This window comes from Jeotgalibacillus alimentarius (genome assembly GCF_000829445.1).
In the GTDB taxonomy this organism is placed as follows: Bacteria; Bacillota; Bacilli; order Bacillales; family Jeotgalibacillaceae; genus Jeotgalibacillus; species Jeotgalibacillus alimentarius.
Map to the genome: position 1 here is coordinate 50,661 of NZ_JXRQ01000005.1, position 15,149 is coordinate 65,809.

16 protein-coding genes are annotated in these 15,149 nt (G+C 45.3%); 15 read left to right on the forward strand and 1 reads right to left on the reverse strand.

Going from position 1 to position 15,149, the window contains the following annotated elements; all coding sequences use genetic code 11:
* The first annotated feature begins 121 nt into the window (after positions 1-121).
* From KP77_RS00815 to KP77_RS00850, 8 genes are all read left to right on the forward strand, one after another.
* Complete coding sequence (locus KP77_RS00815; protein WP_041120852.1) at positions 122-958, forward strand: energy-coupling factor ABC transporter ATP-binding protein; 837 nt, start codon at positions 122-124, stop codon at positions 956-958.
* Positions 934-1,794 (forward strand): energy-coupling factor ABC transporter ATP-binding protein, encoded by an 861-nt coding sequence (locus KP77_RS00820; protein ID WP_041120853.1) that lies wholly within the window; start codon positions 934-936, stop codon positions 1,792-1,794. Before KP77_RS00815 ends, KP77_RS00820 begins: the two co-directional genes overlap by 25 nt.
* Positions 1,791-2,594 (forward strand): energy-coupling factor transporter transmembrane component T family protein, encoded by an 804-nt coding sequence (locus KP77_RS00825; RefSeq protein ID WP_041120854.1) that lies wholly within the window; start codon positions 1,791-1,793, stop codon positions 2,592-2,594. The genes KP77_RS00820 and KP77_RS00825 overlap by 4 nt, the downstream gene beginning before the upstream one ends.
* A gap of 12 nt (positions 2,595-2,606) precedes the next feature.
* Positions 2,607-3,344: a tRNA pseudouridine(38-40) synthase TruA gene (gene truA, locus KP77_RS00830; protein ID WP_041120855.1), complete on the forward strand. Its 738-nt coding sequence runs from the start codon at positions 2,607-2,609 to the stop codon at positions 3,342-3,344.
* 274 nt (positions 3,345-3,618) lie between these two features.
* The gene (gene rplM / locus KP77_RS00835; RefSeq protein ID WP_041120856.1) at positions 3,619-4,056 is read left to right on the forward strand and encodes a 50S ribosomal protein L13; all 438 of its coding nucleotides are present in this window, start codon (positions 3,619-3,621) and stop codon (positions 4,054-4,056) included.
* A gap of 25 nt (positions 4,057-4,081) precedes the next feature.
* Entirely contained in the window at positions 4,082-4,474 is a 393-nt protein-coding gene (rpsI, locus tag KP77_RS00840) for a 30S ribosomal protein S9 (protein WP_041120857.1), read from the forward strand.
* A gap of 394 nt (positions 4,475-4,868) precedes the next feature.
* Positions 4,869-5,567, forward strand: coding sequence for an N-acetylmuramoyl-L-alanine amidase CwlD (gene cwlD / locus KP77_RS00845; RefSeq protein ID WP_041120858.1), 699 nt, complete (start codon positions 4,869-4,871; stop codon positions 5,565-5,567).
* A 65-nt stretch (positions 5,568-5,632) separates the two neighbouring features.
* Entirely contained in the window at positions 5,633-6,691 is a 1,059-nt protein-coding gene (locus tag KP77_RS00850; protein WP_041120859.1) for an Mrp/NBP35 family ATP-binding protein, read from the forward strand.
* A 90-nt stretch (positions 6,692-6,781) separates the two neighbouring features.
* Here KP77_RS00850 and KP77_RS00855 read toward each other — a convergent pair whose 3' ends face one another.
* Positions 6,782-8,110, reverse strand: coding sequence for an amidohydrolase family protein (locus KP77_RS00855; protein WP_041120860.1), 1,329 nt, complete (start codon positions 8,108-8,110; stop codon positions 6,782-6,784).
* Between the two features lie 118 nt (positions 8,111-8,228).
* Between KP77_RS00855 and KP77_RS00860 the strand changes: the two genes are divergently transcribed.
* From KP77_RS00860 to KP77_RS00890, 7 genes are all read left to right on the forward strand, one after another.
* Positions 8,229-9,116, forward strand: a complete 888-nt coding sequence (locus KP77_RS00860) for a helix-turn-helix domain-containing protein (protein WP_041120861.1) — start codon at positions 8,229-8,231, stop codon at positions 9,114-9,116.
* Positions 9,117-9,734: 618 nt separating this feature from the next.
* On the forward strand, positions 9,735-10,466 hold the full coding sequence (locus KP77_RS00865) for an SAF domain-containing protein (RefSeq protein ID WP_041120862.1): 732 nt from the start codon (positions 9,735-9,737) through the stop codon (positions 10,464-10,466).
* A 44-nt stretch (positions 10,467-10,510) separates the two neighbouring features.
* Complete coding sequence (locus KP77_RS00870) at positions 10,511-11,641, forward strand: AAA family ATPase (RefSeq protein ID WP_041120863.1); 1,131 nt, start codon at positions 10,511-10,513, stop codon at positions 11,639-11,641.
* 13 nt (positions 11,642-11,654) lie between these two features.
* Entirely contained in the window at positions 11,655-13,004 is a 1,350-nt protein-coding gene (locus tag KP77_RS00875) for a CpaF family protein (RefSeq protein WP_041120864.1), read from the forward strand.
* Positions 12,995-13,924: a type II secretion system F family protein gene (locus tag KP77_RS00880; RefSeq protein WP_235420640.1), complete on the forward strand. Its 930-nt coding sequence runs from the start codon at positions 12,995-12,997 to the stop codon at positions 13,922-13,924. The genes KP77_RS00875 and KP77_RS00880 overlap by 10 nt, the downstream gene beginning before the upstream one ends.
* Before the next feature lie 9 nt (positions 13,925-13,933).
* Complete coding sequence (locus KP77_RS00885; RefSeq protein WP_041120865.1) at positions 13,934-14,869, forward strand: type II secretion system F family protein; 936 nt, start codon at positions 13,934-13,936, stop codon at positions 14,867-14,869.
* Between the two features lie 19 nt (positions 14,870-14,888).
* The gene (locus KP77_RS00890; protein WP_041120866.1) at positions 14,889-15,104 is read left to right on the forward strand and encodes a hypothetical protein; all 216 of its coding nucleotides are present in this window, start codon (positions 14,889-14,891) and stop codon (positions 15,102-15,104) included.
* Positions 15,105-15,149: the final 45 nt, after the last annotated feature.

Below are 15,149 nucleotides of genomic sequence, written 5' to 3' on the forward strand. Positions count from 1 at the left end.
CCGAGGAGGCTCACCGCACGCCCTGCGGAAAGCGTTCCCCCTGAAGCGGAAATCAACAGCCACTTTAACAGAGCTAAAAAATTTAGCAGAGCAGAGAACAGAAGAAAGGAGTTCCGGATCAATGAGCAATATGATTTCACTCGAGAACATTACATTTAAATATCCCGGAACAGAGAAAGAAGTATTAAAGAATATATCAATCTCTATAAAAGAAGGCGAATGGACAGCAATTGTCGGCCATAACGGATCCGGCAAATCCACACTGGCTAAGCTGATGAACGGTCTCTATTTCCCCGAACAGGGGACTGTTACAATCGCAGGAATCCAGCTGAACGAGGATACAGTCTGGGATACGCGCCGTCATATCGGTATGGTCTTTCAGAATCCGGATAACCAGTTTGTCGGCACCACAGTTCAGGATGACGTTGCATTCGGCCTTGAGAACCATGGGATCCCGCAGGACATCATGGTAGAGCGCGTGCAAACTGCACTGAAGCAGGTTAAGATGGATGACTTTCTGAATCAGGAGCCACATCATCTTTCAGGCGGTCAGAAGCAACGTGTAGCCATGGCAAGTGTGCTTGCACTCAGACCGGACATTATCATTCTTGATGAAGCGACCTCTATGTTAGATCCTGCAGGTCGTGCGGAAGTGATTGAACTTGTCCGGGAGCTTAAGAGAGAAGAAGATATGACCGTCCTTTCTATTACACATGACCTCGAAGAAGCTGCAAAAGCTGACAGGATCATTGTGATGAATCAGGGAGAGGTCTACAGGGAAGGAACGCCTGAAGATATTTTTGCAATGGGACAGGAGCTTGTTGACCTTGGGCTTGATTTGCCTTTCCCGTTAAAAATGGCGCATGTATTAACTGAAAAAGGTATTCCGCTAAAGCAGAATACGCTGACAGAAGAAGAGTTGGTGAATGAACTATGGACATCGTTCTTGAGCAAGTAGAATACCGCTATGCGGCAAATTCTCCATTTGAGAAAAAGGCAGTGGAAGACGTCACTTTTAAAATCCCTGAAGGTCAGTGTACAGCTATTATCGGTCACACAGGGTCAGGAAAGTCTACGCTGCTGTTGCATTTAAATGCGTTGTTAAAACCGACTTCAGGTACTGTACAGATCGGGGAACGGACAGTGAAGGCGGGACGTAAGGAAAAGGATTTAAAGCCGATCCGTGAAAAAGTCGGGATCGTTTTTCAGTTCCCTGAGCAGCAGCTTTTTGAAGAAACAGTGATGAAAGATATCTGTTATGGCCCGATGAACTTCGGTGTCTCAGAACAGGAAGCGAAAAAGCGTGCAGCTTTCTGGTTAAAAGAAGTAGGCATGCCTGAAGAGGTACTCGGGAAGTCGCCGTTTGATCTCTCAGGCGGTCAGATGCGCAGGGTGGCCATTGCAGGTGTGCTTGCAATGGAGCCTGAAGTACTCGTATTAGATGAGCCGACTGCAGGACTTGACCCGCGCGGACGCCGCGAAATGATGGAGATGTTCTATCGTCTTCATCAAGAGCGCGGAATCACACTCGTTTTAGTGACACACAGCATGGAGGACGCTGCGCGTTACGCTGACAAAGTTGTCGTCATGCATAAAGGCAGAAAAGTCCATGAAGCACCGCCGCGTGAACTGTTCAGTGATACAGCACGTCTGGCTGAATGGGGGCTTGGCGTTCCTGAGGTTGTAAAGTTCCAGCGAATGCTTGAAGAGAAGACAGGGAAAGCTTTCCCGAAAGTCTGTCTGACGATGGATGAGCTCGCTGACATGCTGAAGCAGGGAGGCGAATCGCTATGATGGAGAAAATGATTTTCGGACGATATATTCCGGCAGACTCTATTGCTCACCGGATGGACCCGAGAGCCAAGCTGATATTCGTCTTTGCTTTTATCGCCATTATCTTTATTGCAAATGATGTCTGGGGCTATGTCATCGCAGCTGCATTCACTTATATAAGCGTGAAGATGTCAGGTCTGTCGCTCAGATTTCTGATCAGCGGTCTGAAGCCTGTGATGATTCTGATAGCTTTTACATTCCTCTTACAGCTGTTTTTCGCACGTGAGGGAAATGTGGTGCTTGACCTCGGCTTTATTCAGGTCTATGAAGAAGGGATCCGTCAGGCATTCTTTATTTCAATGAGATTTACACTGCTTGTATTTATGACGTCACTTTTGACACTGACAACAACACCAATCTCCATTACGGATGGTCTTGAAAGTCTGTTGAATCCGCTGAAAAAAATCAAATTTCCGGCACATGAGCTGGCATTGATGATGTCGATCGCACTGCGTTTTATTCCAACGCTGATGGATGAGACAGATAAGATTATGAAAGCGCAGATGGCCCGCGGCTCTGATATGTCGAGTGGTCCGCTGAAGGATCGGATCAAAGCGATCGTCCCACTGATGATTCCGTTGTTTGTGAATGCCTTTAAGAGGGCTGAAGACCTTGCAACAGCAATGGAAGTACGCGGCTACCGCGGCGGTGAGGGCAGAACCAAGTATCGCCTGTTATTCTGGAAAGCCCGTGATACCTTTGCGCTGCTGTCACTCGTTCTGCTGGCCGGGGCACTGGCTGCGTTCCGTTTTTGGATATAGGGAGAGAATTGTATGCGTATCAAATGTATCGTCTCATATGACGGCTCACAGTTTTATGGTTACCAGGTACAGCCCGGCCAGCGGACTGTCCAGGGGGAGATTGAAGAAGCGCTCTCAGAAGTCCACAAAGGGAAGTTTGTCCGGATCACAGCGAGCGGCCGCACAGATGCAGGAGTTCATGCGATGGGGCAGGTCTTTCACTTTGACACAGACCTCCAGATCCCCGCAGCTAAATGGCCGGTCATCCTTAACCAGAAGATCGGCCGCGATATCGCCATATTAAGCGCTGAGGAAGCATCTGAGGGGTTTCATGCACGTTTTGATGTTAAGACGAAGGAATACCGCTATATCATTGATAAAAGCACTGTAGCATTGCCATTCAGACGTCATTATGCCGTTCACTACCCTTATCATTTAAATGTGGAAGCGATGCGAGAAGCAGCAGCCCATTTAGAAGGGGAACATGACTTCACAAGCTTCTCATCTGCTAAAACAGAAGTCATTGACCGTGTCAGAACAATCGATTTTATTAAGGTCGAAGAAATCGAACATGAATTGATTTTTCGAGTGAGGGGCAATGGCTTTTTATACAACATGGTCCGCATCATCGCAGGAACACTGCTTGAAGTCGGAACCGGCAAATACAAGCCGGGGGAAGTAATGAAGATGCTTGAAGCGAAAGATCGCGGTGCTGCTGGAAAAACAGCCCCTGCACATGGATTGTATTTGTGGGAAGTAAACTATCAATAAATCTTTGAATTTAATTGGGCTGATCATTGCAGCGGAAATCATCAGCCACCTCTAACAAAGTTAAATAAATAAAAATAAATAAAAAAATTACTAAAACAACTAATCCGGGTGTAACATCCTCTTGACATCTAGTGTCAAACATTATAAGATAGCCTATGGTATGTATTTCACCCTCAAGTAAGAACCCGGACCTTACAATGAGTGAAGTGTTATAAATACAACAAAACTAATGAAGCGATTCATAACGATATAATCTTATTTAGGAGGTAAACTCATGCGTACAACATTTATGGCTAAAGGCCACGAAGTAGAACGCAAGTGGCTAATTGTAGACGCTGAGGGCCAGACTCTTGGACGTCTATCAAGCGAAGTAGCTGCGATTCTACGCGGTAAAAACAAACCGACATTCACACCTAACGTTGACACTGGTGATCACGTGATCATCATCAATGCTGATAAAATTCATCTTACAGGTAAGAAGCTGACTGACAAGATCTACTACCGTCACAGCATGCACCCAGGTGGACTTAAGCAGCGTACAGCACTAGAAATGCGCACTAAGTACCCACGTCAAATGCTGGAGCTTGCAATCAAAGGTATGCTTCCAAAGAACTCTCTTGGACGCCAGATCTTCAAGAAGCTTCACGTATATGCAGGCGCTGAGCACCCGCACCAGGCTCAAAAACCAGAAGCGTACGAACTACGCGGTTAATTAAACTTAAGAGGAGGTAACTATCTTGGCACAAGTTCAATATATCGGCACAGGCCGTCGTAAGAGCTCTACTGCTCGTGTACGTCTAGTACCAGGTAACGGAACAATCGTTATCAACGGACGCGACGTTGAAAACTATATCCCATTCGCAACTCTACGCGAAGTAATCAAGCAGCCACTTAACATTACTGAAACACTTGGAAGCTATGACATCCACGTAAATGTTAACGGTGGTGGTTACACTGGACAAGCTGGAGCAATCCGTCACGGAATCTCCCGCGCACTTCTTACAGTAGATCCAGAATTCCGCGGCTCACTTAAGCGCGCAGGTCTTCTGACTCGTGATGCTCGTATGAAAGAGCGTAAGAAGCCAGGTCTTAAAGGCGCACGTCGTGCACCTCAGTTCTCAAAGCGTTAATTTTCTTTTTCGCTTACACAAACTCTCAGGCAGATGCCTGGGGGTTTTTCTGTGTTTGGAATCAGCACAAGCGGCAGCTGCGATTTAGCTGATGGAAAAATGTGCGCAGGTGAAGGAATTACTCATTATTTGAAGGAATACTCAACCAGGCTGAATGGAATACCATAAGTTGAAGTCTGCCTGATTGAATCATTTTAGTCACTGAAGGAATAAAAATACAACTGATGGAATTGACTCATGCATTGAGAGAATTAGTACATAGGTTGATGGAATTCACAGCCTGCCCAGCCCTTAGCCCGTTCCGCCTTATACTACGCCATCAAAATCACCCTCCATGAAGTCTATCTTCCGCCAACCCTGCATATACTCCTCTAGAAAATAAGGAGGACAGGACATGCTGAGGAAATCGATGATACTCGCAGCAATTGTGCTGCTTATAGGAATGGCTGCAGGTGCGCTGCTGTATGCAGTAGAAGAGTGGAGTCTGCCTTTAACAGGAGAAGTCATTGTATTGGACCCGGGTCATGGCGGCCTCGATGGTGGGGCAAGCTATGAAACCATTCTCGAAAAGAACCTGACACTATCGATTGCTAAAAAACTGCAGGCCTATCTGGAAGAACAGGGGGCCATTGTGATTCTGTCCAGGGAAACGGATAAGGATCTGGCTGCTGAAGATACAAAAGGGTTCAGAGATCGTAAAAGAGAGGATCTCAAAAACAGACTGGAACTCATCAATAATAAAGACAATGATTTATTCATCAGCATTCATCTCAATGCCATTCCTGAAACAAGATGGAACGGTCCGCAGACTTTTTATACAACGTACAATGATCAGAATGAGCGGCTTGCCAGGTTCATTCAGCACGAACTGAACCGCCACATTCCCAACAGTAAAAGAAAATCAAAACCGATTGACGGGATCTATGTATTAAGTCATGCAGAGACACCAGGTGCACTCGTTGAAGCAGGATTTCTCTCTAATCCGGAGGAGAGATATTGGCTGTTGCAGGATGATTACCAGCAGCAGATCGCAGCTGCCATTTACATCGGAATTTTGAGACATTATTCCAAAGAAGATAAGCCTCCTGAGTAAGAATGATCGTTTCACCTATGTTATACTTGCATAGATGAAAACGAATTCAAAAGGAGTGTCTTGTTTTGGTAACTGAACAGCAGGTCAGAGAATTGCTCGGTTCGATGAATGATCCGGTTTTACATACAACGCTTGCAGAAACAGAAGGTATTGTGGAAGTAAGTATTAAGGAAGAAAAAAATCATGTCAGTGTAAAGATTGCCCTTGCAAAAACGGGTACAGCTGAACAGATGCAGCTTCAGATGGCAGTTGTAGAAGCACTGAAGGGGGCGGGCGCTGAGACAGTAGGGATCCGCTTTACAGAGCTTGAGCCTGAAAAGCTTGAAAAATTCCGCGGCCAGACTGGTGATGCAGTTGAAGATAACCTGCTCGCACCGGGCAACAAGGTGCAGTTTATCGCAGTAGCCAGTGGTAAAGGCGGCGTAGGTAAATCAACAGTATCTGTGAACCTTGCAGTGGCACTTGCGCGTCAGGGTAAAAAGGTTGGATTGATTGATGCTGACATTTACGGCTTCAGTGTGCCGGATATGATGGGGATCAACAAGCGTCCCGTTGTTCGTGGTGAGCGTATTATCCCGGTTGACCGTAAAGGTGTAAAAGTGATCTCAATGGCATTTTTCGTTGAAGATAACGCGCCTGTGATCTGGAGAGGGCCTATGCTTGGTAAGATGCTCAACAGCTTCTTTACTGAAGTGGAGTGGGGAGAGCTTGATTACCTGCTGCTTGACCTTCCGCCAGGCACCGGCGACGTAGCGCTTGACGTTCACGCGATGCTGCCATCAAGTAAGGAAATTATCGTCACAACGCCTCACCCGACAGCTGCATTCGTTGCTGCGCGTGCAGGTGCAATGGCGCTTCAGACGGAGCACTCGATCCTTGGTGTAGTAGAGAACATGTCTTATTATGAGAGTAAGAAGACAGGTGAACGTGAGTATGTATTCGGTACAGGCGGTGGAGAAAAACTTGCAGAAGAGCTCCGTACAGAGCTCTTGGGCAAATTACCGCTTCAGCAGCCTGATTGGGATGAAGACGACTTCGCACCGTCAGTATACGCAGAAGATCATAAGCTCGGTAAGATTTATGATCAGATTGCTGAAGAAGTGATTGATAAAACAACAGAATAAGCGATAGAGAGCGGCCTCATTTGATGAGGTCGTTTTTATTATTTATTGGCAATGTCGAAGTTGGCTGTTGATTTACACCAGGAGCGGAATTCAACAGCCACTTTCACCCCACTTCTCTACAAAGGCTTGAAGATTAGCATTAACCTCACGCTCGCCAGGAGCACTCGCAATTAATTCCTTTTGGCTATAGACTTTCCCTCCTTTGATAATCACCTGAATGTCACGAGTCGCCTGAATGTTTTCCAGCGGATTCCCTTTCAGAATCACCAGGTCTGCCATATTGCCTTCTCTGATCGATCCGATATGTTCCATGCCAATCGATCTTGCCGCATGAAACGTGGCTGCCTGCAATGCCTCTAATTCGGTAAAGCCAATTTCTGTGAAAATCTCAAGCTCTCGATGTAAAGCCATTCCCGGGTATGTATATAACAGCGCGGGCGTATCAGTACCGGCTACGACTGTACCACCCATATCGTAATACGTTTTAGCGATTATTTTAGTCAAATGACCAACGACTGCCGTTCTTTCCCTGATGATTGTGATATGCTCCGCGTTCCCGCTCCATTGCTGCATAAATGATTCCAGCGTTTCAATAGATTCAATCACTTCATTTTGTGGCGACCAGATATCCGGAAAATTGATCGCCTGATCAAACAAAACCATTGTAGGGCATAGTTTTACATTCTTCTCTAACATCAGCCTGCAAATGTCATTCACTTGATCCTGATCATGTGTTTTCCAGTCAATATGCTGCCATGGCTCCTGATCAACTAAGGGATTCCAGCCCTTATATAGCTCTTGGGCAGCCCCGGAAGCATGCTCGATCCAATTGACGCCAGAATTGATTGCGTCCACTACTGTAAGATTTTTTGAATTGATCAGGTCAATCGCTGTTTCCAGGTTCAATTTTTTAGCCTCATCAATTGCAGCATCCATTACCTCCTGATGAATCCATCCATAAAGCTTGATGAACTTTGCGCCCGCTTTTGCCTGCCGCTGCACCTCTGCTCTTGCTTCCTGCGGATCATCAGTCACGAAATTCCCGTAACTTGTATCTCCCCATAGTCCCGGTGAACCATCTATCATTCTGTCTGCAGCATAAATTCTTGGAGTAGGGGCATCATCCGGGCTTTCAATTAATTTGTCCAGTAGCAATACGTTACCCGCAGTATTCCTGATCGTCGTGACACCGGACGCTGTAAAATGATGCGCGTATCTCTCGTGAATATGACAATGCATATCAATCAATCCCGGAATGATATATTGTCCTTTTGCATCCATCGTTTCTGCACCATGTGGTAACGATTCATTTCCTTGTATGATCCTCTTTATTTTATGGCCTTCGATTTCGATCGTGGCCAAGTAGGTATTTCCTATTTCTACATCGATGACATGTCCATTTGTAATGAATAAACTCATTGTTTTCTCCTCCATTATTGAAACGTATTTTAACTCTTGAATTTATTGTATAGTGAAAGGGAATCAGCTCATTATTTTTTTCATATAGTGGAATTTTTAATAGGGGGAGGTAATTAGTATGACTTATGGTCGTACGATGAGAAGCATCCGGAAGCAAAAAGGAGTGACATTGAACACTCTTGCAGATGGGGTCTGCTCCGTTTCATTTTTATCAAAATTTGAACGTGGAGATTCTGATATCAGTCTTGGGATAATGACCAGCTTATTAGAAAAGTTAATGGTCAGCTTTGATGAATTTTTATTTATACATAACGATCATGCTCCTGATCACCTGCAGCATTTTTTTCATACTGCCTACTCATTGTATTTAGAAAGAGATAGTAAAGGGCTGAAGGAGTTAAAAAAAGCTCAATTAGATAAATGGGAGGAGTTTGGAATAGACACATTTCATCATAATGCTTTATTACTTGAAGTATATGAAAGTATCGTAGATGAAAAGCCGATCTCTGAAGACAAGCATAAGAAGAACGTAAAGACACTCTCAGATTATCTATTCGGTGTTGAAGTATGGGGGTATTATGAACTGTCGCTCTACAATAGCACGTTACTGTTGTTAGAACCGGAAATGGTTATGACTTTATCTAAAACAGCCTACATAAAAAGCGGTCGATTTAAAGAGTTTGAGAAAGTGAACCAATTGATTATGTCTGTCCTGATCAATACTGTCATTTACTTAATTGGACCAGTGAATCAATTTGGCAGAGAATGTTCTTACACGCGGGAATTAAAAGAATTTATTTCCTATCTTGAAGAAGCCGCTATCCCGGAACAGCGCTTATCTGAAAAGCTTCATTTGCTGCAAATGAAGGGCCTCTATGAAATCAGAATTGGTAAAAAAGAAGAAGGTCACTCGAAGGTTGAACGGTCTATCCAGATGCTGGATGACCTGGATTCACCCAAAACAGCGGAGAATATAAGGCAATATCTTAAGCAGATTGAGTATTGATTATTTTGAAGCGAAAGGAAGATCAGAAGCAGGCTTATGAATTTTTAGAGAATGACGATGATACGGCGCTTCTGTCGCGACTTACGCAACCCTTATGAACAGGGTTGTTTTTTATTGGATAGTCTTATTAAAAACAGCTTTTGAGTGAAATCTTGATTTTTGTCACACCCGATATTGGCATTTTTCCTCATCCACATACCCACTTTAAATCACCCAAAACCCTTTCAATCTCATAAATAACACCTTCAAACCTCTCAAAATCAAGGTTTTTTCCAGCTCATTCCATGGAAAAAGGTACTATGGTCGTGCATTTTGTAATGAATGTAACATAAAAATGAAGGATCTTGTCGAATCATTTCCAAGTTACTAGATGTGAAATGGCTAAAGTGATTCATTTGACCCTGACCTCTTTCAGACGACCCGGACTATCTTCTTTTCCTGAAATATTCAATTCCCTCCACGGTTTGACAGTAATCAGAAAATCTATTAAAAACAGTGATAGCTATTTCAGCTCACTTTGTAAAAATATGATGAACGACACGAATGTCATATTAGAAAATACTAATGTGATTCTATACGACTATATTTTAAAGGTCGGTGAAAGAGAGGCGGAAAGTCATGATCGAATCTAAAAGAAGGGCGCTTATATTTTTTATCATTGCTGCATTATTTGCAGCGGCAGCGGGATACTTTACGCTGCAAAAGGTCAAAGAGTTAAACAATGACCTTGGGACAATGGTTACCGTATATGTTGCCGGGTCAGATATTGATGCGCGTGATGTGATCACACCTGAAGCCGTTGCAGTTGAAAGCATTCCGCAGAAGTTTGTCACCGCCGAGCATATTCGTGATCCTGAAGAACTGATGAATAAGGTATCAGTTGTTCCTTTATCTGAAGGAGATGTGATTTCCAAAAATATGCTCAAGGAAGCATCGGCGGTCACAGAAGAGAACAATCGGCTGGTAACTATGATGTCTTCAGAGCGTGTGTCATTTGATGAACCGCTTGAGCCGCTGGATCGTGTGGATATTGTTGTATCGAACAGAACAGATGAAGGTAACAAAACAGAGATATTTATGAAAGATGTGAAAGTAGCCCGCGTCGCGAATAACGAAGGTCAGTTCTCCGGCGTTCAGGTGGAAATTTCACTCGAAGATACGCCACAGCTGATTCATATGCAGAATTACGCGGACAGTGTGCGTGTCATTAAAGCAAATGTCGGGGTTGCAAATCAGGAAGTAGCTGCTGCTGAACCGGCAGAAGAGAAAAAAGCTGAGACGGAACAAGCCCAGCCTGAGAAAACAGAAGAAAAGCCCGCTGACCAGAAGAAAGAAGCTTCAGGTGAGTAGGTCTGAAGGGTTAAAAACAAGTGTCTAATAAAGGAGGCTGAGTCATGGAAGAGTTAGATGTTTTAGTTATTGGAAGAGCAAGCACGCTGATGTCTACGATTCGAACAAGGCTGCCGGAAACATTAAAAACAGAAGTGCTCGATCCATCTCATCTCAGATCAGAGCTTAAAAATAAACAGCCGAAAGTCATTTTACTGCTCCATGATGAAGGCGATATTGAACGCGTTGCGCTGATCCAATCCGAACAGCTGCATGCGCCAGTCATCTTTATCCATGAATCTCATGACTTTCAGCTTTTCAGAGATCTCGTCAGAAGAGGTGTAACCGATTATCTTGTGATGCCTGAAGATCTTGAAGGACTTGGTGACCGTGTGGAGACGATTGTCTCAAGAGCTTCAGCTGAACAGCCGAAAGAACAGCTTTTCAAGAGAGGGAATGGAAAGGTCTTCAGCTTTTACAGCGGAAAAGGCGGCAGCGGCAAAACGTTTTTAAGTACTGCTTTCGCTCAGACACTGAAGTTCGAATCGACTGCCCAGGTCATTTATATTGATCTGAACCTTCAGTATGGAGGCGGCGAAACATTCCTTGGCATTGAGCCGAACCGGACCATTATGGATCTTGAACCGGTTGTAGAAGAGCTGAGCGAACATCATTTGAAAAATGTATCTGAAAAAGAGCCGTTTTCCAAGCTGGATCTATTAATCAGTCCAAGGGATGCAGAGCTTGCAGAGCGTCTGACAGAGGATTTTGTGACCAAAGTGCTCAGAGCCTGCCGCAGAACGTATGACTTTATTATCGTTGACCTTCCGTCATCAATTGATGAGCGGACATATGGCGCACTGATTGAAGCGGATAAAGTTTTCTACACCATTGCACTTGATACCCCTTCTATACGCGTCTTAAAACATGTAGAAAGTCTTTTTCAGAAGCTTGGGATCCCGACGGAAGATCGTCTGGAGCTTGTGCTGAATGAAGTCGGCAAAGAAAACGAGCTTTCTAAAAAGGATCTTGAACGCTTTGTCACGTATCCGCAGGCAGCTCAGATCAGAAGGGATTTGAAAGGTGTCCAGACCGGTATTAATAAAGGACAGCCGATCCGTAAAGAACCAAAGGAAAAGAAAATGATTCCGGCAGCGAAAGATATGCGCAAGTGGGTCAGATCAATGCTGAAGTAAGGAGGGGAATGTAATGTCACTGTTTCAACGTACAAAGCGCTCTCAGGCTGAACCGCAAAAACAAAGCGTCCAGTCGGTGATGACGCCTTATCTGGAAGAATTGCTTGAGCACTATAAGACGCGCCTGCTGGCTGAGACGAACCTTGAGCAGCTGACAGCAGCCAATGAGCATGAGCGGAGAGCCTCGATTGACCGGCTTGTGAATCAATTTATGCTTGAGGAAAAGGTAGTCATTCCACGTGGCGATCGTGAAGTGCTGATGTCACGCCTCATCGATGAAAGTGTCGGATTCGGACCGCTTGAGCAGCTGTTGAAGGACCCAACCATCACCGAGATTCTCGTCAACGGTCCAAAGGAAGTTTTCATTGAGCGCAACGGACAGCTGCAGGAATCCAACGTTACCTTTAAGGATGATGACCATGTCCGCCATATCGTTGACCGCGTGATTGCACCGCTTGGACGGCGGATTGATGAAAGCTCGCCCATGGTTGATGCCCGTCTTCCTGATGGCAGCCGTGTAAATGCAGTTATTCCGCCAGTCAGTCTGAACGGCACGCTGATCTCAATCCGGAAGTTCAGACAGGAACCGATTGAAATGGACGATCTGCTTGAATTCGGCTCACTTGATGAACCGATGGCTGCATTCATCCAGGCAGTTGTAGAAGCCAAAATGAATGTACTCATCTCAGGCGGAACCGGCAGCGGGAAGACGACGCTCCTCAACGCAGCTGCGAAGGCAGTTCCGCCGGGTGAGCGGGTCATCACGATTGAAGACTCCGCTGAATTACGGCTGAACCGTGCAAGCGTTGTTGGTCTTGAAGCCCGCCCGCCAAATGTGGAGGGATCAGGTGAAGTCTCGATCAGACAGCTTGTTAAAAACGCACTGCGTATGAGACCGGACCGGATCATTGTCGGTGAGGTGCGGGGTCCTGAAGCCTTTGATATGCTGCAGGCGATGAACACCGGTCATGAAGGCTCACTGACGACTGTTCACGCCAATACACCAAGTGACGCCATCAACCGTGTAGAAGGGATGGTCGTCATGGCAGGAATGGACCTGCCGACACATATTATCCGCGAATACATTGTCGGTGCACTCGATATGATTGTGCAGGCAGAGCGGCTTGGTGACGGGAAACGTAAGATCGTCAATATATCTGAAGTATACGTAAATGATCAAAACCAGGTAAAGCTGCAGGATATCTTTATTTTCAAACGCACAGGAACAGGTAAAGACGGAGAAGTACTTGGTCATTTCGAACCGACCGGTATGATTCCGAAATGCGTAGAGCGGCTCGAACTGTTTGGCATTGAATTCGATGAACGTCTCTTCCAAAAAGGAGGCGAGCCGATATGGACATGATCATTGCAGTTTTGTTCGGCTCAGCAGCGCTTGCAATTCTATTAATGGTTTACTTCCTGCTTGATTACAGACGCCACAAGCAGGACTGGAAGAAGAAAATGCGCACCTGGTACCCGGAGGAGAAGAGGAAAAGTGCGATCAGTGTCTTAGGGGACAAATATGATGCGTCACCATCTTCTGAAAAGCTCCACAAAAAGCTGCAGCTGGCAAACGTCGGACTGCTGCCATCTGAGTATATTGGGGCTCATATTGTAGGTTTCCTATTGCTCTATGTGGTCTTTAACATGATCTTCAGTATGTCAGCCTTTATCAGTCTGGTGCTGACAGTGGGACTGCTTGCAGCATCACACTTTCTGCTTTTCTATCTACGGAAAAACCGCTATGAGGAGCGTTTTAATGAACAGCTGAGCGAAGTCTGCCGGCTGCTTGCCAATGCTTCTAAAAGCGGGATGACGGTCACGCAGGGGATTGACCTTGTAGCAAATGAAGTCAGCTCACCAGCTATGGAAGAATTTAAAAGAATGTCATACGAACTGAAGCTCGGGGTACCGCTTGAACAGGTACTGAAAAAAGTGCAGGAGCGAAATACTTCAAGAGACTTTCAGCTCTTTGCGGCCACACTCCTGATCCAAAAAAAGACAGGAGGCAACCTTGCTTCAACACTTGAGACAATGGCGACCACACTCGAAGACAGAAAAATTCTGCATCAGACAATCCGGACAATGACGTCAGAGCAGCGTTACATCTCAATCATTGTACCGGCGATGCCAATCTTTATCCTGCTGGTCATGAACAATGTAATGGCCGGGTTTACCGACCCGCTGACAACCACACCAGGGCTTATTATTCTGGCATTGTTCGGCGCAGGAATCATTCTTTCGTTCTTCCTAATCCGGAAGATTACGGATATCAAAGTGTAGGTGATCAAGATGGATGCCTTAATCATTTTATGTATTGTGCTTTTCTGGTTCCTTGTCCTGCTCGGGCTCAGGAACTGGTCAGTTTATATCAAAGAAAAAAGAGAACTACTGCTTCATATCTCCGACGTCACAATGGTCGATGCTTTTGAAAAAAAGGAGAAGAAGCGTAAGCAACGGGCGGGACTTATCGATAAGACAACTAAATTCGCAGATGAATTTGCAGACCTTGGCCAGCGCATTAACTTTTTCAGTGTGAATCAAGATGTAGCGGACTGGTTGAAGAAGTCAGGTAATCGCTATGAGTTAACAGTTGCCCGCTTCCAGGGACTGAAAATGATGCTCATGACAGTCGGCTTTTTCCACGGAATGTTTTTCTTCTTCCTTGGGCTGCCGCTATCACAATTTGGAATCGTGCTGACACCGCTGCTCGGATATTTCCTGCCGATCATTGTGATCCGCCAGCAGGTCAAACAGCGCCAGCAGGCCCTGCGGATGGACCTTCCGGATTTTCTGGATACGGTCAGTACAAGTCTTCAGGCAGGCGTCAGTCTGGATCAGGCTTTAAGGGAGGTGATCCGCTTTTTTGATGGTCCGCTCAGAGAAGAATTCACCCGTTTTATTCAGGAGATCGACTTAGGCGTACAGCGAGAGCAAGCTTACCGCAATCTTCTTGAACGTAACAGCAACCAGGAATTCCAGCAGCTGATAAAATCACTCCTTCAGGGAATGAAGCTCGGTGTGCCAGTCGCCTCAACCTTCAAGCTGCAGGCAGAGGATATGAGGCAGTTAAGAGAAGAACAGGTCAAAGAACTTGCAGCAAAGGCTTCACCGAAAGTAACGCTGGTTACAACTTTTATTGTGGCGCCGGTTTCCATTCTAATGATTGCCGGGCTTATGATCCTGAATTTACTTTATGGCGAAAACAGCATGATGAATCTATTTTAAAAAACAGGAGGAATTAGACATGAAAAAACTAAACGAATTAACGCTTCAAATGATCTCAAAGCTTATGGTACCGGTTCAAAATGAAAGAGGATCACAGACGCTTGAATGGCTGGGGATTGCGGCAGTTGTTGTACTGGTTGTTGGGTTAGTATCTACTGCGTTTGGTGAAGGGGACAGTATTGGTACATCGATCAGAGAGGCTTTTGATGGATGGATTGATCAAATCGGCGGATAAGTGCAACTGTTCCTTTTATTTAGGAAGAATAATTGCATATAAAAT